25 protein-coding genes are annotated in these 26,104 nt (G+C 70.8%); 19 read left to right on the forward strand and 6 right to left on the reverse strand.

Going from position 1 to position 26,104, the window contains the following annotated elements:
• Window positions 1–72: 72 nt before the first annotated feature.
• Entirely contained in the window at window positions 73–669 is a 597-nt protein-coding gene (locus ACWIE7_RS10325) for an acyl-CoA-like ligand-binding transcription factor (RefSeq protein ID WP_452098631.1), read from the reverse strand.
• Window positions 670–778: 109 nt separating this feature from the next.
• On the opposite strand from ACWIE7_RS10325, the gene mftA reads away from it, so the two are divergent.
• The 13 genes from mftA (at window position 779) to ACWIE7_RS10390 (ending at window position 12,189) form a co-directional block, all read left to right on the forward strand.
• Window positions 779–865, forward strand: coding sequence for a mycofactocin precursor MftA (mftA, locus tag ACWIE7_RS10330; RefSeq protein WP_067716580.1), 87 nt, complete (start codon window positions 779–781; stop codon window positions 863–865).
• Window position 866: 1 nt separating this feature from the next.
• Window positions 867–1,193: a mycofactocin biosynthesis chaperone MftB gene (gene mftB, locus ACWIE7_RS10335; RefSeq protein WP_452098632.1), complete on the forward strand. Its 327-nt coding sequence runs from the start codon at window positions 867–869 to the stop codon at window positions 1,191–1,193.
• Window positions 1,190–2,422 carry a mycofactocin radical SAM maturase gene (gene mftC, locus ACWIE7_RS10340; protein ID WP_452098633.1) on the forward strand — a complete coding sequence of 411 codons (1,233 nt, stop codon included), beginning with the start codon at window positions 1,190–1,192 and terminating at the stop codon, window positions 2,420–2,422. The genes mftB and mftC overlap by 4 nt, the downstream gene beginning before the upstream one ends.
• Before the next feature lie 115 nt (window positions 2,423–2,537).
• Window positions 2,538–3,761: a pre-mycofactocin synthase MftD gene (gene mftD, locus ACWIE7_RS10345; RefSeq protein WP_454058390.1), complete on the forward strand. Its 1,224-nt coding sequence runs from the start codon at window positions 2,538–2,540 to the stop codon at window positions 3,759–3,761.
• 57 nt (window positions 3,762–3,818) lie between these two features.
• Window positions 3,819–4,634: a mycofactocin-coupled SDR family oxidoreductase gene (locus ACWIE7_RS10350; protein WP_230928187.1), complete on the forward strand. Its 816-nt coding sequence runs from the start codon at window positions 3,819–3,821 to the stop codon at window positions 4,632–4,634.
• Between the two features lie 6 nt (window positions 4,635–4,640).
• Window positions 4,641–5,384 carry a mycofactocin biosynthesis peptidyl-dipeptidase MftE gene (gene mftE, locus ACWIE7_RS10355; protein WP_454069218.1) on the forward strand — a complete coding sequence of 248 codons (744 nt, stop codon included), beginning with the start codon at window positions 4,641–4,643 and terminating at the stop codon, window positions 5,382–5,384.
• Entirely contained in the window at window positions 5,381–6,937 is a 1,557-nt protein-coding gene (mftF, locus tag ACWIE7_RS10360; protein WP_454069219.1) for a mycofactocin biosynthesis glycosyltransferase MftF, read from the forward strand. Before mftE ends, mftF begins: the two co-directional genes overlap by 4 nt.
• Window positions 6,934–8,277 (forward strand): mycofactocin system GMC family oxidoreductase MftG, encoded by a 1,344-nt coding sequence (gene mftG, locus ACWIE7_RS10365; RefSeq protein WP_452098637.1) that lies wholly within the window; start codon window positions 6,934–6,936, stop codon window positions 8,275–8,277. Before mftF ends, mftG begins: the two co-directional genes overlap by 4 nt.
• A 59-nt stretch (window positions 8,278–8,336) precedes the next feature.
• On the forward strand, window positions 8,337–9,236 hold the full coding sequence (locus ACWIE7_RS10370) for an alpha/beta fold hydrolase (RefSeq protein WP_452098638.1): 900 nt from the start codon (window positions 8,337–8,339) through the stop codon (window positions 9,234–9,236).
• Window positions 9,237–9,359: 123 nt separating this feature from the next.
• On the forward strand, window positions 9,360–9,743 hold the full coding sequence (gene trxA / locus ACWIE7_RS10375; RefSeq protein ID WP_230931447.1) for a thioredoxin: 384 nt from the start codon (window positions 9,360–9,362) through the stop codon (window positions 9,741–9,743).
• Between the two features lie 170 nt (window positions 9,744–9,913).
• Window positions 9,914–11,035, forward strand: coding sequence for an NDMA-dependent alcohol dehydrogenase (locus ACWIE7_RS10380; protein WP_230931446.1), 1,122 nt, complete (start codon window positions 9,914–9,916; stop codon window positions 11,033–11,035).
• 175 nt (window positions 11,036–11,210) lie between these two features.
• Entirely contained in the window at window positions 11,211–11,477 is a 267-nt protein-coding gene (locus ACWIE7_RS10385) for a metal-sensitive transcriptional regulator (protein WP_230931445.1), read from the forward strand.
• Between the two features lie 67 nt (window positions 11,478–11,544).
• Window positions 11,545–12,189: a DUF1707 SHOCT-like domain-containing protein gene (locus ACWIE7_RS10390; protein ID WP_454069220.1), complete on the forward strand. Its 645-nt coding sequence runs from the start codon at window positions 11,545–11,547 to the stop codon at window positions 12,187–12,189.
• A 12-nt stretch (window positions 12,190–12,201) separates the two neighbouring features.
• Here the strand turns inward: ACWIE7_RS10390 and ACWIE7_RS10395 are convergent, their stop codons facing one another.
• The 3 genes from ACWIE7_RS10395 to ACWIE7_RS10405 form a co-directional block, all read right to left on the reverse strand.
• The gene (locus ACWIE7_RS10395; RefSeq protein WP_452098641.1) at window positions 12,202–12,744 is read right to left on the reverse strand and encodes a dihydrofolate reductase; all 543 of its coding nucleotides are present in this window, start codon (window positions 12,742–12,744) and stop codon (window positions 12,202–12,204) included.
• A 28-nt stretch (window positions 12,745–12,772) separates the two neighbouring features.
• Window positions 12,773–13,573, reverse strand: coding sequence for a thymidylate synthase (locus ACWIE7_RS10400; protein WP_454069221.1), 801 nt, complete (start codon window positions 13,571–13,573; stop codon window positions 12,773–12,775).
• 61 nt (window positions 13,574–13,634) lie between these two features.
• On the reverse strand, window positions 13,635–14,375 hold the full coding sequence (locus tag ACWIE7_RS10405; RefSeq protein ID WP_452098643.1) for a 3'(2'),5'-bisphosphate nucleotidase CysQ: 741 nt from the start codon (window positions 14,373–14,375) through the stop codon (window positions 13,635–13,637).
• Window positions 14,376–14,440: 65 nt separating this feature from the next.
• Here ACWIE7_RS10405 and ACWIE7_RS10410 point away from each other — a divergent pair, with 65 nt between their 5' ends.
• From ACWIE7_RS10410 to ACWIE7_RS10425, 4 genes are all read left to right on the forward strand, one after another.
• The gene (locus ACWIE7_RS10410; protein WP_452098644.1) at window positions 14,441–19,198 is read left to right on the forward strand and encodes an ATP-dependent helicase; all 4,758 of its coding nucleotides are present in this window, start codon (window positions 14,441–14,443) and stop codon (window positions 19,196–19,198) included.
• A gap of 92 nt (window positions 19,199–19,290) precedes the next feature.
• Window positions 19,291–20,196, forward strand: coding sequence for a cation diffusion facilitator family transporter (locus ACWIE7_RS10415; protein ID WP_454069222.1), 906 nt, complete (start codon window positions 19,291–19,293; stop codon window positions 20,194–20,196).
• Between the two features lie 3 nt (window positions 20,197–20,199).
• Complete coding sequence (locus tag ACWIE7_RS10420; RefSeq protein WP_454069223.1) at window positions 20,200–21,075, forward strand: DNA-formamidopyrimidine glycosylase family protein; 876 nt, start codon at window positions 20,200–20,202, stop codon at window positions 21,073–21,075.
• Window positions 21,072–21,827 (forward strand): SDR family oxidoreductase, encoded by a 756-nt coding sequence (locus ACWIE7_RS10425; RefSeq protein WP_454069224.1) that lies wholly within the window; start codon window positions 21,072–21,074, stop codon window positions 21,825–21,827. The genes ACWIE7_RS10420 and ACWIE7_RS10425 overlap by 4 nt, the downstream gene beginning before the upstream one ends.
• Before the next feature lie 72 nt (window positions 21,828–21,899).
• On the opposite strand, the gene pgi is transcribed toward ACWIE7_RS10425, so the two are convergent.
• On the reverse strand, window positions 21,900–23,558 hold the full coding sequence (gene pgi, locus ACWIE7_RS10430) for a glucose-6-phosphate isomerase (protein ID WP_452098654.1): 1,659 nt from the start codon (window positions 23,556–23,558) through the stop codon (window positions 21,900–21,902).
• A gap of 126 nt (window positions 23,559–23,684) precedes the next feature.
• On the opposite strand from pgi, the gene ACWIE7_RS10435 reads away from it, so the two are divergent.
• On the forward strand, window positions 23,685–24,302 hold the full coding sequence (locus ACWIE7_RS10435) for a DUF5701 family protein (protein WP_454069225.1): 618 nt from the start codon (window positions 23,685–23,687) through the stop codon (window positions 24,300–24,302).
• A 34-nt stretch (window positions 24,303–24,336) separates the two neighbouring features.
• On the opposite strand, the gene ACWIE7_RS10440 is transcribed toward ACWIE7_RS10435, so the two are convergent.
• Entirely contained in the window at window positions 24,337–24,618 is a 282-nt protein-coding gene (locus ACWIE7_RS10440; RefSeq protein ID WP_230931434.1) for a chorismate mutase, read from the reverse strand.
• Window positions 24,619–24,675: 57 nt separating this feature from the next.
• Here ACWIE7_RS10440 and ACWIE7_RS10445 point away from each other — a divergent pair, with 57 nt between their 5' ends.
• Window positions 24,676–26,100 (forward strand): alanine/glycine:cation symporter family protein, encoded by a 1,425-nt coding sequence (locus ACWIE7_RS10445; protein WP_452098656.1) that lies wholly within the window; start codon window positions 24,676–24,678, stop codon window positions 26,098–26,100.
• Window positions 26,101–26,104 lie beyond the last annotated feature (4 nt).

The following is a 26,104-nucleotide window of genomic DNA, read 5'->3' on the forward strand; positions in this document are numbered from 1 at the left end:
CGCGTCGGCCCGGCCAGTGGTCGACATGCCCGGCGAGGTGCCGACGCGGGCGTGAGTTCGGACCGGGCCGCGTCAGCCCAGGATCTGGGTGCCCGCGCGCAGCAGATCGTGCAGGTGGTCCTGGTCCGCGCCCGGTTCGTCGATCCACAGTCGATACGCCGACAGGGCGATCCCCAGAGCGGCGTGGGCGGTGGCGGCAGGGATCAGGTCGTCGACCGACTCGCCGCGGCGGTCGGCCACGAAGCCTGCGACCGCCCGCCGCCAGTCCGCGTAGACAAGCGTCGAATGCGCCCGGAGCTCGTCGACGGTGAGCAGGAGACGCATGCGGACGCGGTGCACCTCGGTCTGCGAGTCGGGGAACGTGTTGAACGCGACGAGGGCGTCAGCGAGCGCGTCGCGCAGGGGAGTGGACTCGGGCACCGCGTCGAGGTAGTCGAGCATCAGGTGGATCTGCTCACCGAACTCGCCCCAGGCGATCGCCGCCTTGCCCGGGAAGTAGCGGAACAGTGTCCGTCGCGAGATGTGCGCGGCCTCTGCGATCTGGTCGACGCTCGTGGACTCGTACCCGCAGCGGGCGAAGAGCGCGAGCGCGACCTCGACGATCGAGGCGCGCGTGGTCGACGGGCGGCGGCCCGGGGTGCGCCCCTCGACCCTCTCCTGCGGCTCCATGGGAGGAGTTTAAATCAGAAACCGTTGCAAGTGGCACCAAGTGCCAATATGATGCAGATCTCACCAGTTCGTGGTGAGACATCCCCATGCGCAGACGAGAGGACACGCAATGGAGAACACGCAGAACACCGAGGTCGTGCTGGAGGAGGCCCTCATCGAGGAGGTCTCCATCGACGGCATGTGCGGGGTCTACTGAGATGACCTCCGCAGCAGCGCCGGCCGGCGCCGAACAGGAAGCCGCCCCGGCGGCGTTCGATCTCGACGCCGGCTGGCGCCTGCACCCCGGGGTGGCGCTTCGGCCCGAGCCGTTCGGGGCATTGCTCTACCACTTCCACACCCGCAAGCTCAGCTTTCTCAAGTCGCCGACCATCGTCGAGGTGGTCCGCACCCTTGCCGATCACCCCTCCGCGCGCGCGGCCTGCGCTGCCGCCGGGGTGCAGATCGATGATCCGGGTACCGCGCGGCTGTATCTGCACGCGCTCGGCCAGCTCGCCGCCTCGCGCATGATCGAGGAGACCTCATGACCAGCATGCTCGACCGTCCCGCAAGTCCAGCTCCCGTCGGCCGCCTGGTCGACCAGTTCGAGCGTGGACTCGACGCCCCCATCTGCCTCACCTGGGAACTCACCTACGCCTGCAACCTCGCCTGCGTGCACTGCCTCAGCTCGTCCGGTCGCCGCGACCCGCGCGAACTGAGCACGGAGCAGTGCAAGGCGATCATCGACGAGCTGCAGAAAATGCAGGTCTTCTACGTCAATATCGGTGGCGGTGAGCCGACCGTCCGCCCCGACTTCTGGGAGCTCGTCGACTACGCGACCAGCCACCAGGTGGGCGTCAAGTTCTCCACCAACGGTGTGCGCATCGACGAGGAGGTGGCCCGCCGCCTGGCCGCGAGCGACTACGTCGACGTGCAGATCTCGATCGACGGTGCGACCGCCGAGGTCAACGACGCCGTCCGTGGGCCGGGCTCGTTCGACATGGCCTGCCGCGCACTGCAGAACCTCAAGGACGCGGGCTTCCGCGACTCCAAGATCTCGGTCGTGGTGACCCGCGAGAACGTCTCCCAGCTCGACGAGTTCAAGGCGCTGGCCGACAAGTACGACGCGACCCTGCGGATCACCCGGTTGCGTCCGTCCGGCCGTGGCGCCGACGTGTGGGACGACCTGCACCCGCTTCCGGAACAGCAACGCGAGCTGTACGACTGGCTCGTCGCCCACGGCGAGAACGTCCTCACCGGCGACAGCTTCTTCCACCTGTCGGCGTTCGGCGACGGCCAGGGCTCGCTGCCCGGCCTCAACCTGTGCGGCGCCGGCCGCGTGGTCTGCCTCATCGACCCGATCGGTGACGTGTACGCGTGCCCGTTCGCCATCCATGAGCAGTTCCTCGCCGGCAACGTGGTGTCGGACGGCGGCTTCGAGACCGTGTGGCAGACCTCCGAGCTGTTCCGGGAGCTGCGCGAGCCACAGTCCGCCGGGGCCTGCTCGGCCTGCGACTTCTACGACAGCTGCCGCGGCGGCTGCATGGCCGCCAAGTTCTTCACCGGACTGCCCATGGACGGGCCCGACCCGGAGTGCGTCCAGGGCTACGGCGAGGGACTACTCGCCGCCGAGCGCAACATCCCCGCGCCGTCCCAGGACCACACCCGGCCGATGGGTCTCGCGGCACGGAAGCAGCCCACGGGCCCGATCCCGTTGACCCTGGTCACCACGCCGCCGCGCAGGCCCACCAGCCTGTGTGACGAGTCCCCGATCTAGGCCGCACCGGTACTGACGCGCCCCGCCGCCCCGGGCCTCGCCCGGCGGCGGTGGGGCGACCCGGGGCGTGCCGGCCCCCTGAACTTTCGACAACCCCAGAGAAGGAGGCACGCCCGTGTCCCGCCTGTCCAAGATCGCCGAGGCCAACCCCTGGCGGCAGAACCCCTGGTTCGAATCCGTGGCCGTGGCCCAGCAGCGCGCCAAGAAGAAGCTCCCCAAGAGCGTGTACATGGCGCTCGTCGGCGGCAGTGAGGCCGGAGTGACGCTGCGCGACAACATGGATGCGTTCAGCGAGCTGGAGCCCAAACCGCACGTGATCGGCGCGAAGCAGGACCGGGACTTGGCGACCACCGTCATGGGGCAGCCGATCAGCCTGCCGGTGATGATCTCGCCGACCGGTGTCCAGGCCGTGACCCCCGACGGAGAGGTCGACGTCGCCCGTGCCGCGGCCGCCCGCGGCACCGCGATGGGCCTGAGCTCGTTCGCCTCCAAGCCCATCGAGGAGGTCATCGCGGCGAACCCGCAGACCTTCTTCCAGGTGTACTGGCTCGGCGGCAAGGAGAGGGTCCTCGAGCGCCTCGAGCGTGCGAAGGCGGCAGGCGCCGCGGGCGTCATCCTCACCACCGACTGGTCGTTCTCGATGGGCCGTGACTGGGGCAGCCCGGCGATCCCCGAGAAGCTCGACGCCAAGGCCATGCTCACCATGGCGCCCGAGATCGCCGTGAGCCCGCGGTGGGCCATGGAGTGGGCGCGCGACGTGATCACCAACAAGCGGTTCCCGGACCTGACCACCCCGAACCTGGTCAACCAGGGCGAGATGGGGCCGACCTTCTTCGGCGCCTACGGCGAGTGGATGGGCACCCCGCCCGCGACGTGGGACGACATCGCCTGGGTCGTGGACAACTACGACGGCCCGGTCATGCTCAAGGGCATCACCCGCATCGACGATGCCAAGCGCGCTGTCGACGCCGGCGTGAAGGCGATCTCGGTCTCGAACCACGGCGGCAACAATCTCGACGCCACCCCGGCGTCGATCCGCTGCCTCGCGCCGATCGTCGACGAGGTCGGCGACCATGTTGAGGTCCTGCTCGACGGCGGCATCCGCCGCGGCTCCGATGTGGCAAAGGCTCTCGCCCTCGGTGCTCGCGCGGTGATGATCGGCCGCGCCTACCTCTGGGGCCTGGGTGCCAACGGCCAGGCGGGTGTCGAGAACGTGCTCGACATCATGCGGTCGGGCCTGGACTCCAGCCTCATCGGGCTGAGCAAGTCGTCCATCTCGGAGCTGAATCGCGACGACTACCACATTCCGGACGACTTCGTGCGGCGCCTCGGCGCCTGATGGCGGCATTCCGCCACCCCTGTTCGCAACAACTGTAGAGAAAAGGACAACCCCTCAATGGGAGACTTCGACGGCAAGGTCGTCTACATCACCGGTGTCGCTCGCGGCCAGGGCCGCAAGCACGCCATCCGCTTCGCCCGCGAGGGCGCCAAGATCATCGGCATGGACCTGTGCGACGTACCGTCGGAGTACGTCAAGTACCCCACGGCGAACAAGGACGACCTCGCCACGACCATCGAGCGGGTCGAGGCGGAGGGTGGCGAGATCTTCACGGAGATCGGCGACGTCCGTGACCTGGCGTTCCAGCAGGATCTCGTCACCCGGGGCGTCGAGCGCTTCGGCGGCCGCCTGGACGTCGTGATCGCCAACGCCGGAATCTGCAACTGGGGCAAGGTCTGGGAGATCGACGAGCAGCAGTGGAACGACACGATCGACATCAACCTGACGGGGTACTGGAAGACCCTCAAGGCGTCGATCCCGCACATGCTCGAGGCCGGTAATGGCGGGTCGATCGTCCTGGTCAGCTCGGTCGCCGGCCTCAAGGCGATGCCGGTGCAGTCGCCCTACTCGGCCTCCAAGCACGGCGTGGTGGGACTGGCGCAGACCGCCGCCAAGGAGCTCGGGGAGCACAACATCAGGGTCAACACGATCCACCCGTACGGCGTGCTCACCCCGATGGGGGCCGACGACCCGGACGCGCACGCGGTGTTCAATGATCAGCCCCAGTTCCTGCCGCATTTCACGCCGATCCTCGGCATGGGAATGGCGACGACCGACGACATCTCGGACTCGGTCATGTTCCTCGCCTCGGACGCCTCGCGCACCATCACCGCCTCGACCTTCACCGTCGACATGGGCGCGATCAAGGTCTGAGCCGACATGACGGGTGCGTCCGGTGCCGCCGCGTCGGCCGGCCGACAGGTGCTCGCCATCCTCCCTGTCGGCGCCACTGAGCAGCACGGACCACATCTGCCGCCCGAGACCGACACCCTGCTGGCGACCGCGGCCGCCCGGGTGCTCGGAGAGTCCGCGGGCCGTGGCGCGGATGCCGGCGCCGGATTCGGTGTCGGTACCGACGTCGAGGTCATGGTGCTCCCCGCCCTCGCCTACGGGGCGAGCGGGGAGCACCAGTCCTTTCCGGGGACCGTGTCACTCGGGACCGACGCGCTCGCCGAGGCGGTGCTGGAGCTCGGTCGGTCGGTGTCCACCTGGGCGGATCGGCTGCTCGTGGTCAACGGTCACGGCGGAAACGTCGAGGCACTGCGCCGGGCGGTCACCCGCCTGCGATACGAGGGGCGCGACGCGGCCTGGCTGTCCTGCCGCACCTCCGAGGATCCCGCGGACACCCACGCCGGCCACGCGGAGACCTCACTCATGCTGCATCTCCACCCGGGCCTCGTCCGTGGCGAGCTCGCCGAGCCCGGCTGCACCGATCCGCTGCCACAGATCCTCCCGGCGATGCGCGACGGCGGGGTGGCCGCGGTGAGCAGCAACGGGGTCCTCGGCGATCCCACCGGGGCAACGGACGTAGAGGGGCGTCGCCTGTGGGGCCTACTCGTGGCCGACGCCCGCCGCAGACTCGACGCCTGGCAGCCCGGACAGGCGGATGGGATGCTGCGATGACCCGGCCCGCCGGGTCCGCGAGCCCCGCGTACCCCGGCCCCGCCCCGGTCTGGCTCGACAGTCGGACCAGCGTCCTGCGCCGTGGGCAGGCCGTTCGGATCCTGGGCGGGGACCCGGTCACCCTGGTCACGCCCTCGCCGACGGCCGCCGCGCTCCTGGATCGCCGGCGGGTGATCGATACCGGCACCCCGGCCGGAGCCGCGCTGGCCAGGGCCCTGACGGATCGGGGGATGGCCCACCCTCTGGTCGACGGCTCGGCTGTGAACGGCGCTGTACAGTGCGGCGCTGCTGAGCGCGGCGCTGCTCAGTCCGGCCGCACCGCCACGGCCCGCGCCCTGGACGACGTGACTGTGGTGGTGCCGGTCCGCGACGACGCCGCCGGGGTCGCCGCCCTCGCGGAAGCTCTCGGTCCGGAACTGGCCCGGGGGATGCGTCTCGTCGTCGTCGACGACGGCTCCGCCGTCCCACTGACCGCACCGGCGTGCCCGCCCGGACCCGCGCCGGTGGTCCTGCGCCACGACTGCTCGCGGGGGCCCGCCGCCGCCCGCAACGCCGGGACGGCCGCCGCGGTGGAGGCCGGCGCGCGGGTCGTGGTCTATCTCGACGCCGACGTCCTGCCCCGGCCCGGTTGGCTCGACATCCTGCTCGCGCACCTCGACGATCCGCTGGTCGCCGCGGTCGCTCCGCGCATTATCGCGGCCGAACCCGGCCGGTTCTGGGTGCGTGGTTACGAGACCGCGCGGTCGGCGCTGGACATGGGCACCGACCCGGCGCGGGTCCGGCCGCGCACGCGGGTGCCGTACGTGCCCAGTGCGGCGCTCGCGGTGCGCCCCGACAGGCTCCCGCCGCCACCGGGCGGGGGAGGTCAGGGGCCGTTCGACGAGCGGCTGCACGTGGCCGAGGACGTGGATCTGTGTTGGCGCACCAGCGCCGCGGGTGGGCGCGTGCGGTACGAGCCGGCGGCCCGCGTCGCCCACCGCCACCGCACGACGCTCGCCCCACTGCTGGCCCGGCGCGCCTATTACGGCCGCGGCGCGGCGCTGCTCGAGGACCGACACGGCCCCGCGGTGGCACCCGCGGTGGCCTCGTCGTGGTCGCTCACCCTGGCTCTCGGGGTGTGGAGCGCGACGCCGGCGGGACTGGTGCTCGCGGCCGGCGCGGCGGGCCGGGCCTGGTGGCGCACACGCGGCCTCACCGGTGACGGTCGCGCCGCCGCCCGGCTCATCGCGCGCGGGTCAGCCGCCTCGGTCCGGCAGTTGCCCGAGGCTCTTCTACGCCCGTACTGGCCGGTCACGGCCGCGGTGCTCCTCGCCGCAGCCCCGTCCGGCTCCCGCGTAGCGAAGGGCCTGCGTCGCCGGCTGCTGGCGGCCGCGGTGGTGGACGGACTGTGGCACTGGTGGTCGGCGCGCGAGCCGGGGTCGCTGCCGGTCGACGAGCCCCTCGGCCACGTGGTGCTGCGCCGCCTCGACGACATCGCCTACGGGGTCGGCGTGTGGCGTTCGGCGTGGGACGCCCGCTCGCTCGGCGCCCTCCGTCCGGAGTTCAGGCGGTGAGAGCCGACGTCGTGGTGGTGGGGGCCGGCCCGGCCGGGTGCGTGATGGCACGCCGGCTGGTCGAGGCCGGTGCGGACGTGGTCCTGCTCGAGGCCGGCGACCACGTCGCCTCGCCGCGCGCGGGGCTGCTCGACGTGGGGCCGGACTCGCCCGTGGTCACCCGGCATCGCGCCCGGCTCGGGGACACGGTTCTCGACCTCCCGCGTGGCCGAACCCTCGGCGGGTCCGGCGCCGTGAACGGCGGATACTGTGTCGCGGCGCGCCCGTCCGACCTCGTGGCGTGGGGGCCGGACTGGCCGCGACGGTATGCGGTCGGACTGGCGCGCGCTGCCGAGCGACTCCGCCCGACGCTGGCGCCGATGGACCCGGTCGCCGCCCGGGTCGCCGCCGCGTTCCCGGGGCGGGTGTCGGCCGTCGCCCAGGCGCGTCGGGGTGAACGGCGCGTGACGGCGTTCGACGCCTGGGATCCGCCCGGCGCGGGGGTGAGCGTGCGGGCCGGGGCGCGCGTGGCGCGGCTGAGCTGGGCCGGCGGCGCGGTGGGCGGGAGGTGCGACGGCGTCGTCCTCGCCGCTGCGAGCGGCAGCGCCGGGGGAGGCGACGACGACAACGCCGCCGGCGAGGTGGTCACCACCGACCTGGTGATCCTGTGCGCCGGGACGATCGGTTCAGCCGCCCTCCTCCGGAACTCGGGGCTGGGGGAGTCGACGGGGCACCCGGTGGGAGAGCGCGTCCAGGAGCATCCGGAGGTCCTGCTGGATCTGCCGGCCGGGATCGCGGCGGGCCGGTTCTCTTCTCACGGGGTCACCGCCTACAGAAGCGTTGCACCCGGCGACGCCGCCCTCGTGCCACTGCTCTCCCACGTCATCCGCCTCGGACTCGAGGGGACTCCCGGGCCGACCGGGTCCGCCGCGCCCGAGATCGAGGTGCGGCCGTACGCCGTCCCGCTGCACGATGTCATCCCGGGAGTCGATCCGATGCCCCTGCGCGTGGGGGTCGCTCTCATGAACCCCCTCGGATACGGCCGGATCGATGCGGACGGCACGGTGTGGCTACCGGATGATCCGCGGGACATCGCTGCGCTGTCCGCCGCGGCCGCGATCGTCTCGGACCGGCTCGGGCTGGGGGAGGCGGAGCAGGTGCCGTCGACGTCCCAGCACCTCTCCGGGTCGGCCCGGATCGGTGAGGTCGTCGATCACACCGGTCGCGTTCTGGGCGTCGACGGGCTCTACGTCGCCGACGCGTCGGTGCTGCCGACCCTCCCGCGATGCGGGCCGTACTACACGGTCCTGGCGGTTGCCGAGGTCCTCGCCGCCGGGCTGACAGCCGAGCGGCCGTGGTAGAACTCTTCAGTGGAACACGTTCCATCGACGGGGTGGGCAGCGGACCGGGAGGCGTGCGCATGACAGGTACCGACACGGCGGTCGAACCACGGCGATTCACCGTCGCGCGAGACGCCGGGGTGACGCTGGTCGGCGAGGTCTGGGAGCCGGCCGGGCCCGACGGCGCCGCGGTCGACGACATCCTCATGCTCCACGGCGGCGCGCAGACCCGCCACGCCTGGTCCCGGGCGGCCCGGCGGCTGGTCGGGGAGGGATACCGGGTCACCGCGATGGACGCGCGCGGTCACGGCGACAGTGACTGGGACCCCGAGGGCGACTACGACATCCACCGCATGGCCGAGGACCTCGAGGCGATCATCGCCGATCGGTTCGTCGCACGGCGACCGGTCATCGTCGGGGCCTCGCTCGGTGGGATGACGGCCATGCTGTCGCTCGGTTCCGGCGCCGACGTCGCGAGGGCCCTGGTGCTCGTCGACGTCACCCCGAGGATCGAGGCGGCCGGCGTCCAGCGGATCGGGGAGTTCATGCGCTCCGGCTTCGACGGCTTCGCCAGCCTCGACGAGGCGGCCGATGCGATCGCCGCGTACCAACCGCACCGCAAGCGCCCGTCCAACACCGACGGCCTGCGCAAGAACCTCCGGCTCCGCGAGGACGGGCGGTGGCACTGGCACTGGGACCCGCGGTTTGCCGGCAACGCCTCCGCGGACAACGCCGAGATCGGCAACGCCTTCTTCGAGACCCTCGTGCCGAAGATCCAGCAGCCGACCCTTCTCATCCGCGGCTCCGCCTCCGACATCGTCAGCGACGACACGGTCCGGCACCTGCTCGAGTTGCTCCCGCACGCCTACACGATGGAGGTCCCCGAGGCGGGCCACATGGTGGCCGGAGACGACAACGCGGTGTTCCTCGACCAGCTCGAGTGGTTCCTCACCGAGATCGTGGGTACGCCCGGGGAATAACCCCGAACGGGCGGTGTTGGGACTGTCAGCGCCGGAAGGTCGTCGCGGACGCGGCCTGTCCGTAGGCTGGCGGCCACGGCATGACGGGACGAGAGTCGCCCCGTCCCGCAAGGAGGCATTCCCATGACCACCGTCGACATCACGACCGCCGAGTTCGAGCAGACCGTCACCGAGAACGACATCGTCCTGGTGGACTTCTGGGCAGAGTGGTGCGGCCCGTGCAAGGCGTTCGGGCCGGTGTACGAGAAGGTGTCGGGCAAGAACCCCGAGATCACCTTCGCCAAGGTCGACACCGACGCCGAGCAGCAGCTCGGCGCGATGCTGCAGATCCAGTCGATCCCCACGCTCATGGCGTTCCGTGAGGGCATCGCCGTGTTCCGCCACTCCGGCGCCATCCCGGAGCAGGCGCTCGACGATCTCGTCGCCCAGATCAAGGGTCTGGATATGGACGAGGTCCGCACGGCCGTCGAAGAGGCCCAGGCCCAGCAGGGCGACGCGCAGCCCTGATCCGGCCGCCGACCACTCGCGAGGGGCTCGCCGAGGTCTGACCGCGGCGGTCCTCCCGAGCGCTGGAACGTGTTCTAGGAAGCATGACACCCCGTGCCGATTAGGGGTTATCGTGACGAGAACACGTTTCAGTGCCGGGGGGATATCCGGCAGGTCCGAAAGGGAGCCGCATGAAGACCAAGGCTGTCATCGCCCGCGAGCTGGGCAAGCCGTTCGAGATCGTCGAGGCCGAACTCGACGGCCCCCACTACGGCGAGGTGCTCGTCAAGTGGAAGGTCGCCGGCCTGTGCCACTCCGACCTGCACATGCGTACCGGTGACCTGCCCGGCCGGCTCCCGATCGTCGTGGGCCATGAGGGCGCCGGCGTGGTCGAGGCCGTGGGCGAGGGTGTCACCCACGTCCAGCCCGGCGACCATGTCGTGGGGTCTTTCATCCCCGCCTGTGGCAAGTGCCCCGCCTGCGCGCGCGGCATGTCCAACCTGTGCGACGGCGGCCTCAACGGCACCTTCGGCGTGATGGCCGACGGTCGCTACCCGTTCGCACTCGACAACGGTGAGACCGCCGGTGCCATGTGTACCCTCGGCACGTTCTCGCAGTACACCGTGGCCAACATGAACTCGGTGGTCAAGATCCAGGACTGGATCCCCTTCGAGGTGGCCGCCCTGGTCGGCTGCGGCGTCACCACGGGCTGGGGTTCGTCCGTCTACTCGGCCGAGGTCAAGGCCGGCGACACGGTCGTCGTGTTCGGGATCGGCGGCATCGGTATCAATGCCGTGCAGGGCGCCAAGCACGCCGGAGCGCGCTTCATCATCGCCATCGACACCGACGAGTCGAAGCGGGCCAAGGCGATGGAGTTCGGGGCCACTCACTTCTACACCGACGCGGACGAGGCCAAGGCCGAGCTTCCCGGCCTGACGTGGGGCCTCATGGCGGAGAAGGCCATCATCACGATCGGCGTCGCCGATGCCAAGGTCACCTCCGACGCCGTCGACATGGTGGGCAAGCGTGGCGTCGTGGTCCTCACGTCGATGGGCGGACTCGACAACCAGTCCATCAACCTGACCGGCCTGTTCGTCTCCCAGTACGAGAAGGTCATCAAGGGCTCGCTGTTCGGCTCCGCCAACGCGTTCTACGACATCCCCAACCTCCTGAGGCTCTGGGACGAGAAGCAGATCAAGCTGGACGAGCTCGTCACCCACCGCTTCACCCTCGACCAGGTCAACGAGGGCTACGAGATGATGGAGGCCGGCGGCGACGGGATGGTCCGCGGCATCATCGTCCACGACGACTGACCTGGCGAGCGGCCCGTCCGGGCCGGGCGATACCTCTCGCGCTGGTCGCGCAGATATACCCCCGTGGGTACACTGGTCCTGCCGGTGGGCCCACGGGGGTCTCGCGTCTCCGCCGGCTCCGACCCGAGACCGGCGGCGATCCCGTGCCGCCCGGAATTTCTGAAGAGGTGCATTGATGGCGACGCTCGATCCCCGACAGCAGGTACTCAACAGACTGCGGCGTGCACGCGGCCAGCTCAACGCCGTGATCGACATGGTGGAACAGGAGAAGTCCTGCAAGGACATCGTCACCCAGCTCGCCGCGGTGTCCAAGGCGCTCGACCGTGCTGGATTCAAGATCATCAGCGAGAACATCCAGGAGTGCGTCATCCGTGAGGGCGAGCCGGACGAGAACGGCGTCACCCTCGACGAGCTGGAGAAACTCTTCCTCTCCCTCGCCTGACGGTCCGGCCGACCGGCTGACCTGTGTCCGCGCGCGCGGTATCGGATCGCACCACTATTGTCGGGGCATGACCTCACGCGCGCACGACGACTCCTTTCATGATCCGCGGACGGTGGCGCAGCGCCGCCTCGAGGCGATGGTGGGACGCGGGGAACTCTCGCTCTCGGAATTCTCGGACCGCGCGGCCAAGATCTGGGCCGCGACCTGTCCCGCGGAACTCGACGTCGCGCTCAGCGGCCTGCCCGCCGAGCCGGGTTACCCCGACGGCCTGCAGCCTCCGGCGCGCACCGCGTCCGCACAGCCCCCGGCGACGCGGCCGGGTTCGGCGATCACCGTCGACGAGAGCAAGAAGAAGACCTCGGTGTTCGACACCCTCAAGCGTGAGGGGCGGTGGCTCCTGCCTGACGACTACCGGCTCACCTCATGGATGGGGGAGATCTACCTCGACGCCCGCGAGGCGGTCGTGGATCGGCCGCGCACCCACGTCCAACTGGATCTGTGGGGTGCCAACGCGAAGATCCTGCTCCCGCCGGGGGTGTCGGTCTCGATCACCGGTAACCGCACCTGGTCGGAGCTCAAGATCGACGACGGCAAATACGAGATCCACGGCGGGCCGCATCTCGATTTCGAGATCAACGGCTTCATGGCAGGGGTGAAGATCAAGATCCTCGCCGCGGGCGAGAAGATCCCCAAGGCGTGGAAGTGGTTCTAGCGCACGGCCGGGTCAGGACCGCCGGCGGCGCCACACCGTATGGCGATGCCGGATCGGGTTCTCGGCGTTGTCGTCGTCGTACCCGTCGACGCGGTTACGCGGATCGGTGATCCACTCGCCCACCTCGACCTGCTCCCACGCGCTGTGGCCCTGCGCGCCGGCCAGGTCGGGCGCGAGCACGGAGCCGGGGGCGTCGGCATCGATCTCGGTGACCAGGCACTCGTCGGCCGAACCGAGCGCGGCGGCGTAGACCTGGCCGCCGCCCATCACGGCGGCGTCGGGACCGGCCATCTCCAGCGCCTCGGACACAGACCCCGCCCGCTCGGCCCCCTCGGCCGACCACGCGCGGTCCCGCGTGCACACGATGTTCCGGCGGCCGGGCAGTGGACGGAAGCGTTCCGGCAGCGAATCCCACGTGGCGCGACCCATCACCACCGGCCGACCGAGCGTGGCCTGCTTGAAGAAGGCCAGGTCCTCGGGGATGTGCCACGGCATATCGCGGCCGTCGCCGATCACCCCGCCGCGGGCCTGCGCCCACACCATCCGCACCGTCATGTCGCGTCGCTCCCCGCTGCGGCCGCGGTCAGACCGCGACCGGGGCCTTGATGCCCGGATGGTGCTCGTAGCCCACCACTTCGAAGTCCTCGAAGCGGTAGTCGAAGATCGAGTCCGCCTTGCGCAGGACGAGCTGCGGGTAGGGCAGCGGGTCGCGCGAGAGCTGCGTGCGGACCTGCTCGACGTGATTGTCATAGATGTGACAGTCGCCGCCGGTCCAGATGAACTCGCCGACCTCGAGACCCACCTGCTGCGCGACCATGTGGGTCAGCAGTGAGTAGGACGCGATGTTGAACGGCACGCCGAGGAACAGGTCGGCGCTGCGCTGGTAGAGCTGGCAGCTCAACCTGCCGTCGGCCACATAGAACTGGAACAGCAGGTGGCACGGCGGCAACGCCATGTTCTCGAGCTCGCTGACGTTCCACGCCGACACGATGTTGCGCCGCGAGTCCGGGTCCGTGCGCAGGAGGTCGACGGCCGAGGCGATCTGGTCGATGTGTTTCCCGTCCGGGGTGGGCCAGGAGCGCCACTGCACGCCGTAGACCGGGCCGAGATCGCCCTCGGCGTCCGCCCACTCGTCCCAGATGCTCACGCCGTTGTCCCGCAGAAAGCCGACGTTGGAGTCACCACGCAGGAACCACAGGAGTTCATACGCGACCGACTTGAAGTGGACGCGCTTGGTGGTGATGAGGGGGAAGCCCTGCGTGAGGTCGTAGCGCAGCTGGTGCCCGAACAGGCTGCGGGTACCCGTGCCCGTGCGGTCGGACTTGGGGGTTCCCTGTTCCAGGACCAGGCGCAGCAGATCCTCGTACGGGGTGGGGACGATCATGAGGGGCAGTCTACTGATCCGGCCACGACCTGCACTGTCGCGACCTGCTCGGGGCGGCGGTTCAGGGCTGCATCGAGGCGGCGGCCGCGAGAACCTGCTCGGTCATGTCCGGGCGGCACACGAGGATGTCGGGCGAGTAGGTGTCGGGTTTGTTGAACCGGATCGGGGTGCCGTCGAGGCGGGATGCGTGCAGCCCCGAGGCGAGGGCGACGGCGACCGGCGCCGCCTGATCCCACTCGTTCTGACCCCCGGCATGCAGGTAGACGTCCGCGTCGCCCAGGAGGACGGACAACATCTTAGCGCCGGCCGACCCCATCGGCCGCACCGTCAGACCCAGGGAGTCGGCGACCGCGGTGACACCCGCCGGCGGGTTGTTCCGGCTGATCACCATGGTTCCGGACCGGGGGCCCTCGACGTGGTCGACCACGTCGGAGCGGAACACACGGCGGCCGTCGGGCAGGCCCACGGAACCGAGGGTCGGTCGGCCGTCCACGACCAGCGCGACGTGCACCGACCAGTCGGCGCGGCCGGTGGAGAACTCCTTGGTCCCGTCGACCACGTCGATGATCCACACGCGGGACTTGTCGAGGCGGGACCGATCATCGGATACGCCCTCGGAGAGCGTGCCGTCGTCCGGTCGGTGAACGGACAGCACCTCGTCGGTCCAGCACTGGGCGACCTCGTTGGCGACCCGCGCGAGCGACCGACCGTGCAACAGGCCGCCGGCGCGGGTTCCCCGGACGATGTCCCCGATACCGGTGGCGAGGTAGTAGGCGAGGTCGTTGTCGTCCAGATCGCGCATGCCCACACTCTACGGAGCCGGGCGGCCGACAGGTCCGTGTCGTAGTCGTACGCCATCATGAGTTCATGTCCGACGTACTGGACCGGTTCCACCCGGCCACCGCCTCGTGGTTCCGGGGCGTGTTCGGCGCGCCCACCCCCGCGCAGGAGGGGGCGTGGTCCGCGCTCGGCGGTGGTTCGCACACGCTCGTCGTCGCGCCCACCGGTTCCGGGAAGACCCTCTCGGCGTTCCTCGCCGCGCTGGACCGGTTGTTGCTCGGTGCGGGCGCGGCGGGGGACGAGCGCCCGCCCGGCACGCGCGTCCTGTACATCTCGCCGCTGAAGGCCCTCGCGGTGGACGTGGAGCGCAACCTCCGCGCCCCGCTCGCGGGGATCGCCCGCGAGGCCGCCGCACAGGGCGTCGAGACCGCCGGGATCACCGTCGGGATCCGGACCGGGGACACCCCGCCCGAGGAGCGTCGCCGCCAGCGCACCCGGCCGCCGCACGTGCTGGTCACCACGCCGGAATCACTGTTCCTGCTGCTCACCTCGGCCGCCCGCGAGACCCTGACAGGGGTCGACACGGTGATCATCGACGAGATCCACGCGGTGGCCGGGACCAAGCGCGGCGCCCATCTCGCGCTGAGCCTGGAGCGGCTCGACGAGCTGCTGGAGACGCCCGCGCAGCGGGTGGGGCTGTCCGCCACGGTGCGCCCACACGAGGAGGTCGCGCGCTTCCTCGCCGGAGAGCGGCCGGTGACCGTTGTCGCGCCGAGGTCGGACAAGCGCTTCGAGCTCACCGTGCGAGTGCCGGTCGAGGACATGACGGACCTGTCCGCGGCCGCGCCGGAGGTCGCCGCCCCACCCGGCACCGCGGGTCAGGGGTCGATCTGGCCGCATGTCGAGCGGCAGGTGGTGGATCTGGTCACCGCGCACCGTTCGACGATCGTGTTCGTCAACTCCCGGCGCCTGGCGGAGCGGCTCACGGCGCGGCTCAACGAGATCCACGCCGAGGACACGGACCCGGGGTCGCTGCCGGAACCGCCCGCGCGGCCGCCGGCGCAGATCATGGTGCCGTCCGAGGTCACGCGCGGTGCGCCGCCGGAACTGGCCATGGCGCACCACGGGTCGGTGTCCAAGGAGCGCCGCGCGATGATCGAGGACGCCCTCAAGTCGGGACGGCTCCGCGCGGTGGTGGCCACGTCCTCGCTGGAACTGGGTATCGACATGGGCGCGGTGGACCTGGTGGTGCAGGTCGAGTCGCCGCCGTCGGTGGCGTCGGGGCTGCAGCGCATCGGGCGCGCGGGCCACCAGGTGGGTGAGGTCTCCCGCGCCGCCGTGTTCCCCAAGCACCGCGCGGACCTGGTCCACAGCGCGGTGACGGTCGAGCGGATGCTGGCCGGCGCCATCGAGGAACTGTCGGTCATCGCCAATCCGCTGGACGTGCTGGCGCAGCAGACCGTGGCCGCGTGCGCCCTCGAGTCGATAGACGTCGAGGAGTGGTTCTCCGCCGTGCGCCGGACCGCACCGTTCGCGGGCCTGCCGCGGTCGGCGTTCGAGGCGACCCTGGACATGCTGGCCGGCAAGTACCCGTCCGCGGACTTCGCCGAGCTGCGGCCGCGGTTGGTCTGGGACCGCGACGCGGGGACGCTCACCGGGCGGCCCGGCGCCCAGCGCCTGGCGGTCACCTCCGGCGGGACCATCCCGGATCGCGGTCTGTTCGGCGTGTTCATGGTGGGGGAGAAGGCCGCCCGCGTCGGCGAGCTCGACGAGGAGATGGTCTACGAGTCGCGGGTGGGAGATGTGTTCGCGCTCGGCGCCTCCAGCTGGCGGGTCGAGGAGATCACCCACGACCGCGTGCTGGTCTCGCCGGCGCCGGGCGGGACCGGCCGGCTGCCGTTCTGGCTCGGGGACGACCAGGGGCGCCCCGCCGAGCTCGGGCGCGCGTTGGGTGGGTTCCTGCGGGAGGTCGCCGGTGGTGACGACTCCGCGGTCACCGATCGACTGTCCGCCGCGGGGCTGGACGTCAACGCCGCCACCAACCTGCGCCGCTACCTCGCCGAGCAGCGGGAGTCCACCGGGCACGTCCCGAGTGACACGACCCTGGTGGTCGAGCGCTTCCGCGACGAGGTGGGGGACTGGCGCGTGGTGCTGCACTCGCCGTTCGGCGCTCGGGTGCACTGGCCGTGGGCGGAGGCGGTACGCGCGCGCCTGTCCGCTGCGCACGGGTTCGACGCCGTACCGGTGGTGTCCGACGACGGCATCATCCTGCGGGTCCCGGACATGGGTGACGACGACGAGGTGGGCGCCCGCCCCGGAGCGGAGACGTTCGCGATTGACGCCGAGGAGGCGGTCGATCTCGTGACGCGGCATGTCGGGGGATCGGCGCTGTTCGCCTCGCGGTTCCGCGAATGCTCGGCCCGCGCGCTGCTGTTCCCGAGGCTGGACCCGGGGCGGCGGGCGCCGCTGTGGCAGCAGCGTCAGAAGTCGGCGCAGCTGCTCGACGTGGCCCGCCGGTTCCCGGATTTCCCGATGATCCTCGAGGCGGTCCGAGAGTGCCTGCAGGACGTCTACGATGTGCCGGCGCTGGAGCAGCTGCTCGGTGAGATCGCGTCTCGGACCGTCCGGATCGTCGAGGTGGACACCCCGTCGGCGTCGCCGTTCGCGCAGTCCCTTCTCTTCGACTACGTCGGGGCGTTCGTCTACGAGGGTGACTCGCCGCTGGCCGAGAAGCGGGCCGCTGCGCTGAGTATCGATCCCACACTGCTCGGCCAGCTGCTCGGTCGCGTCGAGTTGCGGGAACTGCTCGACGAGGAGGTCCTGGACGCGGTCGAACGCAGATTGCAGCATCTCGAGCCCGAGCGGGCCGCGCGGGACGCCGAGGCGGTGGCGGATCTGCTGAGGTTGCTCGGCCCTCTCACCGTCGACGAGATCGCCGCGCGGTCGACGGACGCGGGCGCCGTGCCCGGCTGGATCGACACGCTGGCCTCCGCCGGGCGCGCTGTGACCGTCGAGCATGCGGGGCGCACGTGGTGGGCGGGGGTGGAGGACGTGGCCCGCCTCCGCGACGGCCTCGGTGTACCCCCGCCGCCCGGGGTCCTCTCGGCATTCCTCGGTGACGTCGAGGATCCGCTCGGCGAACTCGTGCGCCGCTATGCGCGCACCCACGGCCCGTTCACGGCCGATGCGGTGGCCGGGCGTTTCGGCCTGGGCGTGGCCGTGGCCCGCGGGGTGCTCGATCGCCTGACGGCCTCCGGCGATCTGCTCGCCGGCGAGTTCCGGCCGGGTGCATCGGGGCCCGAGTGGTGTGACACCGAGGTACTCCGCCACGTTCGCCGCCGCTCCCTGGCAGCGCTGCGGAGTCAGATCGAGCCGGTCTCCCACTCGACGCTGGGCCGGTTCCTGCCCGGCTGGCAGGGGATGGGCGCGGGCGGAGTCGACGCAGGTGCGGACGTCGACTCGGGCAGCGAGTCGGGGGTCGACGGCGTACTCGCGGTGATCGAACAGCTCGAGGGCGTGGCCGTTCCCGCATCAGCGCTGGAGCCGTTGATCCTGGCCCGCCGGGTGCGCGACTATTCTCCGGCGATGCTCGACCAGCTCCTGGCCGGAGGCGAGATCATCTGGTGCGGGCGCGGTCGGGCGGGCACCCGCGACGGCTGGGTCTCACTGCATCCGACGGACACCGCCGGCGTCACTCTGCCCCTGGACCGGCCGCAGCCGGAAGGGGCGGTACACCTGGCGGTCGTCGATGCACTGCAGGGCGGGGCGCTCTTCTTCCGGGATGTCGTCGCCGCGGTCAAGAACCCGGCGGCACCGCCCGCCGGAGCTCCGAACGAGGAGAGCGGGGCGGCGGTGACCGAGGGGCCGGCGATCGATGGCGCGGCGACAGACGTCGCCGTGACCGAGGGTGCCGTCCGCGATGCGCTGTGGGACCTGGTGTGGGACGGCGTGGTCACCAACGACACCCTCGCGCCGCTGCGTGCGGTGCTGGCCGGCGGTGGACCGTCGGGGACGGGCACCGCGCACCGTGCGTCACGATCGGCGGCCCGGCCACGTCGGGCGCGGCTGGGCCGGACCTCGATGGCACAGCTGTCCGGAGGGATGTCCGCGGGCATGCGCACCCCGCCCGCGCTGGCCGGGCGATGGTCACTCGTCCCCGAGCCGGTCACCGACGCCACCCTGCGGGCCCACGCGTGGGCCGAGACACTTCTGGCACGGCACGGCGTGGTGACCCGTGGCGCGGTCGAAGCGGAGGAGATCCCGGGCGGGTTCGCGGCCGTCTACAAGGTGCTCGCGCAGATGGAGGACGCCGGCCGGTGTCGGCGCGGGTACTTCGTCGAGGGGCTCGGCGCCGCCCAGTTCGCCGCCGGCAACACCGTCGACCGACTGCGCACACTCGACGACACCGCCGATGACACCACCTGGCCCTCGGGAACCGACGCCCCGGCCGTCCGGGTGCTGGCCGCGACGGACCCCGCGAATCCCTACGGGGCCGCGCTGCCGTGGCCTGCCGTTGTGAGCGCGACCGCCGGGGCCGACCCCGGGACCGCCACCGCCGCCCGTCACAGGCCGGGCCGGAAGGCGGGTGCGCTCGTGGTGCTGGTCGACGGACTGTGCGTGTTGTTCGTCGAGCGCGGCGGTCGAACGGTACTCGTGTTCGACGACCGCGACGACGCGGTCCCCCTCGCGGCTACAGCGCTGGCCGCCTCGGTCGGTTCGGGGGCCGTGGGCCAGCTGACCATCACGACCCTCGGCGGTGACACGGTGCACGTCTCGCCCTATGCGGCGGCCTTCCAGTCGGCCGGATTCGGCATCACCCCCAAGGGGCTGCGCATCCGGCGGTGACCTCCGCCATGGCGGGCCGCCCGCCACATGCGTTAGAGTATGCGCATTGATGCATATGTCCCACGGTTTCCAGGACTGAGGAGGTGGCCGACATGGGCGCAGGACATGCACACGGAACCGGACATGCCGGGGCCCGCCACCGGGCGCGTTTGGGACTGGCGTTCCTCCTGACCGCCACGTTCTTCGTGGTCGAGTTGGTCGCGGGTCTGGTTTCCGGGTCGTTGGCCCTGCTCTCCGACGCCGGACACATGGGTGCCGACGTGGTGGCGTTGGGTGCCGCACTCGTGGCCACGGTCATCGCGGCGCGCCCCGACTCGACGGGTCGGCGCACCTTCGGCCATTACCGTGTCGAGATCTTCGCGTCCGGGCTGGCGGTGCTCATCATGCTGGGGATGGGCGTGTACGTGCTGGTCGAGGCCGTCGGAAGGATCGGCTCGGAAGCCACCGTCGCGACGGGCACCATGCTGCTCGTCGGCGTGCTGGGGCTGGTCGTCAATCTCATCTCGCTCTTCCTCCTGCGCAGCGGCCAGTCCGAGAGCCTGGCCGTGCGCGGCGCCTACCTCGAGGTGCTGGCGGATGCGGCGGGGTCCGTCGGGGTGATCGCCGCGGCGATCCTCATCCGGATCACCGGGTCGCCGGTCTGGGATCTGGTCGTGGCGGTCGCGATCGCCGTGTTCATCGTCGTCCGGGCGGTGGCACTCGGTCGGCAGGTCCTGGCGGTGCTGGCGCAACACGCCCCGGACGGCGTGAACCCCGCGGCGGTGGATGCCGACCTCCGTCACCTCGACGGCGTCGTCGAGGTCCACGACCTCCACCTGTGGACCCTGACCTCCGGCATGGACGTCGCCACCGTGCACCTCGTCGCGGACGTGGGCGCTGACCATGCCGGGGTGCTCGAGTCGGCTCAGGAGATTCTTCGTGACAGGCACGGTCTCGCGCATGTGACGGTTCAGGTCGAGGCCCGGGGCGCCGTGGCCTGCGGTCGGCCGGGTTGGTGAGCGGTGCCTGAAGGCGACACCGTCCACCGGGCGGCCGCACGGGCCCACCGGGTGCTGGCCGGCCACACCCTGGATCGGGCCGAGCTCCGGGTGCCGCGATTCGCGGCGATGGATCTGGCCGGCCGCACCGTGCAGGGGGTCCGGTCCCGGGGTAAGCACCTCTTCGTCGTCGTCGGCCCCGACCGGTCTGGCCGTGACCCCGTGACCCTCCACATCCACCTCAAGATGGAAGGGCGCGTGCTCGTGCTCCGCGCAGGCGAGCGGTGGCGGTTCCCCGCACACACCGCCCGGCTCGTCCTGCGCGCCGGGGACGTGGAGGTGGTCGGCACCGAGCTCGGGTTGCTCCGCGCGTTGACCCCCGGCGAGGCGGGCGACGCCGTCGCGCACCTCGGCCCCGATCTCCTGGGCGACGACTGGGATCCGCGCGCGAGCACCGCCGAGGTCGTGCGGCGGCTGGAGGAGCGGCCCACGCGGACCGTCGGCGAGGCGATACTCGACCAGCACAATCTCGCCGGCATCGGCACGATCTATCGCGCCGAGTTGTGCTTCCTCCGCGGCATCGATCCACGCGACCCCGTCGGGGCGGTGCCGGATCTGCCCGCCGTCGTCACCCTCGCGCGGCGGATGCTCGTCGCCAACGCCGATCGCGTGGTCCGAGTCACCACCGGCGACACCAGGCGCGGCCGCGAGCTGTGGGTGTACGGGCGCGACGGCCGGCCGTGCAGGCGGTGCGGGACGCTCGTGGAGACGTACCGACTGGGAGGTCGCGCGGATCCCGCCGAGCCCTCCGACTCGCTGGATCGCATCGCTTACAGCTGCCCGTCATGCCAGCCCCGCCGTGCCACACTGGGCGCGGACCCGACAGAGGAGAACACGTGACCGATCGCACCACCATCCTGATCACCGGAGCCAGTTCCGGACTCGGCGAGGGCATGGCCCGCCGGTGGGCCGCCCGGGGCAAGAACCTCGCTCTGTGCGCTCGTCGCCTGGACCGTCTGGAGGAGCTGCGTGCCGAGTTGGTCGCGGCGAACCCGGCGATCCGCGTAGCGGTGCGGGAGCTCGACGTGGTCGACGGCGACGCCGTCGAGCGCGTCTTCGGTGAGCTCGACGACGAGTTGGGTGGAATCGACCGGTTCGTCCTCAACGCCGGCCTGGGCAAAGGGGCGTCCATCGGGACAGGCAAGGCCCACGCGAACCGCGAAACCGCCATGGTCAACGCGGTCGGCACGCTCAACCAGGCCGAGGCGGCCACGGTGCTGTTACGGCAGCGCGGCGAGGGGCATCTGGTGTTCATCTCGTCGGTGAGCGCCCTCCGGGGGATGCCCAAGGCGCAGAACACCTACGGGGCGTCCAAGGCCTTCGTGTCGTCGCTCGCGCAGGGGCTGTACGCCGAGCTCGACAGCGCGGGAAGCCGCATCACGGTGTCCGACATCCTGCCCGGGTACATCCGTACCGACATCAATCGTTCGGTCAAGACCGCACTCATGACCGAGTTCGACGAGGGGGTGGATGCTCTGGTCAATACCATCGACGCCGAGCCGGTCCGCGCATTCGTGCCGGCCAAGCCGTGGAAGGCACTCGGCCCGCTCCTGACGGCACTTCCTGAGAAGATCAGCCGCCGCTTCGTCTGACCGGCCCGCGCCGCGCCGCCTGTCAGAACGGCGTACCCCGGCGCCGGGCGCCGCCGGGGAGGGCCGCCGGCCTCAGCGTCGCCCGCGCGCCTCGCGGTAGATCTCCACCAGGGAGTCCGTGGACGAGTCGAAGGCCGGGTCCGGGTGTGATTCGGCGGTCAACGAGGTCAGCAGCGTTCCGGCCTGCTCCTTGCCGAGCTCGACGCCCCACTGGTCGAACGCGTTGATGCCCAGGATCGCCGCCTGCGAGAACACCACGTGCTCGTACAGGGCGATGAGCTGACCCACGACGCCGGGGGACAGCGACGGCGCGAGGATCGTGGTACTCGGCCGGTTGCCGGGCATGACCTTGTGCGGTGCCAGAGCGGGATCGACGCCGTCGGCGAGAGCCTCTTCCTCGGTCTTACCGAAGGCCAGGACTCGCGCCTGCGCGAACATGTTGGCCATCAGCAGGTCATGCATCGAGACCGGTCCCGACCTGCCGGACGGATAGGCGTCCAGATCCTCGCCCGGAATCGCGACCCCGATGAAGTCCACGGGCACGAGCTGGGTCCCCTGGTGCAGCAGCTGGAAGAAGGCGTGCTGCCCGTTGGTGCCCGCCTCGCCCCAGTAGACCTCGCCGGTCGGGTACGACACGTCCGAGCCGTCGAGGCGGACAGACTTGCCCAGCGACTCCATGGTGAGCTGCTGGAGGTACGCCGGGAACCGCGCCAGGTCCTGCACGTAGGGGATGACGGCCTTGGACTGCGCGCCGAGGAAGCACGTGTACCAGATACCGAGCAGCGCCATGAGGACCGGCGCGTTGTGCTCGGGCGCCTCGGTGGCGAAGTGCAGGTCCATGGTGTGGAAACCCTCGAGGAGCTCGATGAACGCCGGCGCCCCCGCCGTGAGCATCACCGACAGCCCGATTGCCGACGACACCGAGTATCGTCCGCCGACCCAGTCCCAGAACTCGAACATGTGGCCCGCGTCGATCCCGAACGCCGCGACCTCGTCGGCGGCGGTCGAGACGGCGACGAAGTGCGAGGCGATCGCGTCCTCCGACCCCAGCGCCTCGACGAAGTGCCGCCGCGCGGCGTGCGCGTTGGCCATGGTCTCCTGGGTGGTGAAGGTCTTGGAGGCCACCACGACCATGGTGGTGGCGGGGTCCACTACGGCGAGGGTCGCCGACAGGTCGGCCGGGTCGACGTTCGAGACGTAGTGGGCGCGGATGCCGTCGGTCTGGAGGTGCCGCAGCGCCTTGTCGACCATCACCGGGCCCAGGTCGGACCCGCCGATGCCGATGTTGATGACCGTGTCGATGCGCTGGCCGGTGTGGCCGCGCCAGTCTCCGGAGCGCACGCGTCCGGCGAAGGCGGCCATGCGGTCGAGGACCGCGTGGACGTCCGAGACCACGTCCTGGCCGTCGACGACGAGGTCGGCCCCGGCCGGGAGCCGGAGCGCGGTATGCAGGACCGCCCTGTCCTCGGTCGTGTTGATGTGGTCACCCCGGAACATCGCGGCTCGTTGCGCCGGCAACCGTGCGATGTCGGCCAACTCCGTCAGGGCGGTGAGGATCTCGTCGGTGACCAGGTTCTTGGACAGGTCGATGTGCAGGTCACCGGCAGTGATCGACAGCCGACGGCCACGCTCCGGGTCCTCGGCGAACAGCTCCCGCAGTGACACCTCTCCGATGGGGGCGACGAGTTCCTCTACAGCTGTCCATTGATCGGTCGTGCTGATGTCCATCATACGTCTGAGGCTAGTCGGGAATGCCACCCTCGTACCGCTCGTTCCACAGACGTGCCCCCTATAGTTCATCCCGTCGTTTCCCCGTCCCCTCTCACGATCACCGGCCAGACCGAGAGACTCATCGAGTTGGGCGTCCCGACGCTGGCCGGGCTCTCCGACGATCAACTGCGGGCCCACGCTGCGGGACTGCTCGACTCCCGTGACCGGTCCGATCAGGACGTCCGGGCGGCGCGGACGGTGCTGGCCGTCCATCCGTCGCTCGTTCCGACCGCCCGGCTCGCCGAACTCATGCGCCGTGAGGGGAAGGCGGGCTTCGTCGTCGTCGACATGTCGGACCTGGCGGACTTTACCCCCACGGACGACATCACCCTGCCCGACGCCCCGCTCTACCTCGTCGACGACGTGACCCGCGGCGACGACATGCTCGGGTGGACCCCCGCCGACGCGCATCCCGAACTGACCGCGCGCGGCCGCACGCCGTTGACCATCTCCGAGGGCGTCAGCTGGCTGCTCCAGCAACCCGAGACACTCGAGCCCGGCGCGTGCTTCATGTGCATCGGCTCCCGCAAGCGCAAGGCCGCCGGAGGCCTCGACTCACGGACCCCCGCGCTGTGGATCAGCGGCGGGACCGGGCGCGACGGGCGGGAGAACAAGGGCGCGCCCAAAGTCGGCTGGTGCTGGGCGGGCAACCACCACACGTGGCTCGGGTTCGCCTCGACGTCCGGGCGGCGCGGTCCGGCCTGATCGCGGGCCGGGCCGTTCCGCGGGCCGGTGCCGGCTACTGGCCGAGCCGGCCGCGGCCCAGCCGCAGCAGCATCCCCGCGAGGGTCTGGCCCTCCTGGCCGAGAGCGGAGAAGCGCTGGTAGACCTTGAGTTCGCGCGTGTGGACGAGCTTGGTGCCGCCCGACTGCATCCGGGTGCGGCCGATGCGCCTGGAGATTTCACTGCGACGCTGGATCGAGTCGAGGATCAGGGCGTCCAGGCGATCGATCTCCAGGCGTAGCTCCTGGATCTCGGCCTCGGACAGGGGATCGTCGGTCCCGGCGGGGTCGGTGCTCATGGGAGGAATTATCCCACTGCGCCCCGGAACCGGTGCGCGGGCGTCTACTGTTCCCCCGTGGAAAATTTCAGTACGCTCCTCGCCGACATCGGATCGGTGATCTGGGGCCCCTTCGTCCTCATTCCGCTGTTGCTCGGCACGGGCCTGTTCCTCACGATCCGGTTGCGGATGCTGCAGTTCCGCGAGCTCGGACCCGCGCTTCGGCTGGGCCTGATCAAACGCAAGGACGACGGCGGCGCCGGCGACATCTCCCAGTACCAGGCGCTCACCACCGCGCTCGCCGCGACGGTGGGCGTGGGCAACATCGTGGGCGTGGCCACGGCCATCGCGCTCGGCGGGCCGGGCGCGCTGTTCTGGATGTGGGTGACCGCCCTGCTGGGCATGGCCTCCAAGTATTCCGAGGCGTTCCTCGGCGTGCGCTACCGCGTCACCGATGCGCGCGGCGAGCAGTCCGGCGGCCCGCAGTACTACCTGCACCGTGGATTCAAGGAAGTCTTCGGACGGACCGGCGGCCGGATCGGGCTCGTCATGTCGATCGTGTTCGCCGTGTTCGCGGTGCTGGCCAGTTTCGGCATCGGCAACATGACGCAGGGCAACGCCGTGGCCACCCAGATGGAGAACTCGTTCGGGGTCCCGCACGTGACTACCGGCATCATCCTGTTCGTCCTCACCGGTGCGGTTCTGCTCGGCGGAATCAAGTCGATCGGCCGGGTCACCGCCGGGTTCGTGCCGCTGATGATCGTGCTGTACATCGTCGGCGGCCTGATCGTGCTGGTCGTCAACGCCGAACAGATCCCCGGCGCCTTCGGGCAGATCTTCTCCGACGCCTTCACCGGTACCTCCGCCGTCGGCGGCTTCGCCGGCTCGGCGATCCTGTACGCCATCCAGATGGGTGTGGCCCGCGGCATCTTCTCCAACGAGTCCGGCATGGGCTCGGCGGCGATCGCGGCCGCCGCGGCCAAGACCTCCCACCCCACCAGGCAGGGACTGGTGTCGATGACGCAGACGTTCATCGACACGATCATCGTCGTCACCTTCACCGGCCTCGTGCTGGTCACCTCGGGAACGTGGCGTGAGGGCGGGGATCGCGCCGGCACCATGACCGCCGACGCCTTCGCCCTGGCGATGCCGGAGGGCGACAAGCTGGTGGCGGTGTCCATCGCGTTCTTCGCCTTCTCCACCATCCTCGGCTGGTCGTACTACGGCGAGCGGTGCATGGAACGGTTGGTCGGTGCGCGGGGCGTGGTCCCGTACCGCCTGGTATTCACCTGCGTGGTGTTCATCGGTGCGGTCACCGAGCTCGAGGTGGTGTGGAACTTCGCCGACGTGATGAACGGCCTCATGGCGATCCCGAACCTCATCGGACTGTTGGTGCTGTCGGGGCTCATCGTGCGGGAGACCCGCTACTACCTCGACAACGACCCGAAGCTCACCGCGACGGCGTCGCAGGTGGAGGAGTTCATGGGGGCCGGTCAGCGGTGATCGC

The organism is Dietzia sp. NPDC055343, from assembly GCF_053645265.1.

Coding starts and splice junctions, on each gene's coding strand:
- ACWIE7_RS10325 (WP_452098631.1), bottom strand. CDS start 669: ATGGAGCCGCAGGAGAGGGTCGAGGGGCGCACCCCGGGCCGCCGCCCG.
- mftA (WP_067716580.1), top strand. CDS start 779: ATGGAGAACACGCAGAACACCGAGGTCGTGCTGGAGGAGGCCCTCATC.
- mftB (WP_452098632.1), top strand. CDS start 867: ATGACCTCCGCAGCAGCGCCGGCCGGCGCCGAACAGGAAGCCGCCCCG.
- mftC (WP_452098633.1), top strand. CDS start 1,190: ATGACCAGCATGCTCGACCGTCCCGCAAGTCCAGCTCCCGTCGGCCGC.
- ACWIE7_RS10350 (WP_230928187.1), top strand. CDS start 3,819: ATGGGAGACTTCGACGGCAAGGTCGTCTACATCACCGGTGTCGCTCGC.
- mftE (WP_454069218.1), top strand. CDS start 4,641: ATGACGGGTGCGTCCGGTGCCGCCGCGTCGGCCGGCCGACAGGTGCTC.
- mftF (WP_454069219.1), top strand. CDS start 5,381: ATGACCCGGCCCGCCGGGTCCGCGAGCCCCGCGTACCCCGGCCCCGCC.
- ACWIE7_RS10370 (WP_452098638.1), top strand. CDS start 8,337: ATGACAGGTACCGACACGGCGGTCGAACCACGGCGATTCACCGTCGCG.
- trxA (WP_230931447.1), top strand. CDS start 9,360: ATGACCACCGTCGACATCACGACCGCCGAGTTCGAGCAGACCGTCACC.
- ACWIE7_RS10380 (WP_230931446.1), top strand. CDS start 9,914: ATGAAGACCAAGGCTGTCATCGCCCGCGAGCTGGGCAAGCCGTTCGAG.
- ACWIE7_RS10385 (WP_230931445.1), top strand. CDS start 11,211: ATGGCGACGCTCGATCCCCGACAGCAGGTACTCAACAGACTGCGGCGT.
- ACWIE7_RS10390 (WP_454069220.1), top strand. CDS start 11,545: ATGACCTCACGCGCGCACGACGACTCCTTTCATGATCCGCGGACGGTG.
- ACWIE7_RS10395 (WP_452098641.1), bottom strand. CDS start 12,744: ATGACGGTGCGGATGGTGTGGGCGCAGGCCCGCGGCGGGGTGATCGGC.
- ACWIE7_RS10400 (WP_454069221.1), bottom strand. CDS start 13,573: ATGATCGTCCCCACCCCGTACGAGGATCTGCTGCGCCTGGTCCTGGAA.
- ACWIE7_RS10405 (WP_452098643.1), bottom strand. CDS start 14,375: ATGCGCGATCTGGACGACAACGACCTCGCCTACTACCTCGCCACCGGT.
- ACWIE7_RS10410 (WP_452098644.1), top strand. CDS start 14,441: ATGTCCGACGTACTGGACCGGTTCCACCCGGCCACCGCCTCGTGGTTC.
- ACWIE7_RS10415 (WP_454069222.1), top strand. CDS start 19,291: ATGGGCGCAGGACATGCACACGGAACCGGACATGCCGGGGCCCGCCAC.
- pgi (WP_452098654.1), bottom strand. CDS start 23,558: ATGATGGACATCAGCACGACCGATCAATGGACAGCTGTAGAGGAACTC.
- ACWIE7_RS10440 (WP_230931434.1), bottom strand. CDS start 24,618: ATGAGCACCGACCCCGCCGGGACCGACGATCCCCTGTCCGAGGCCGAG.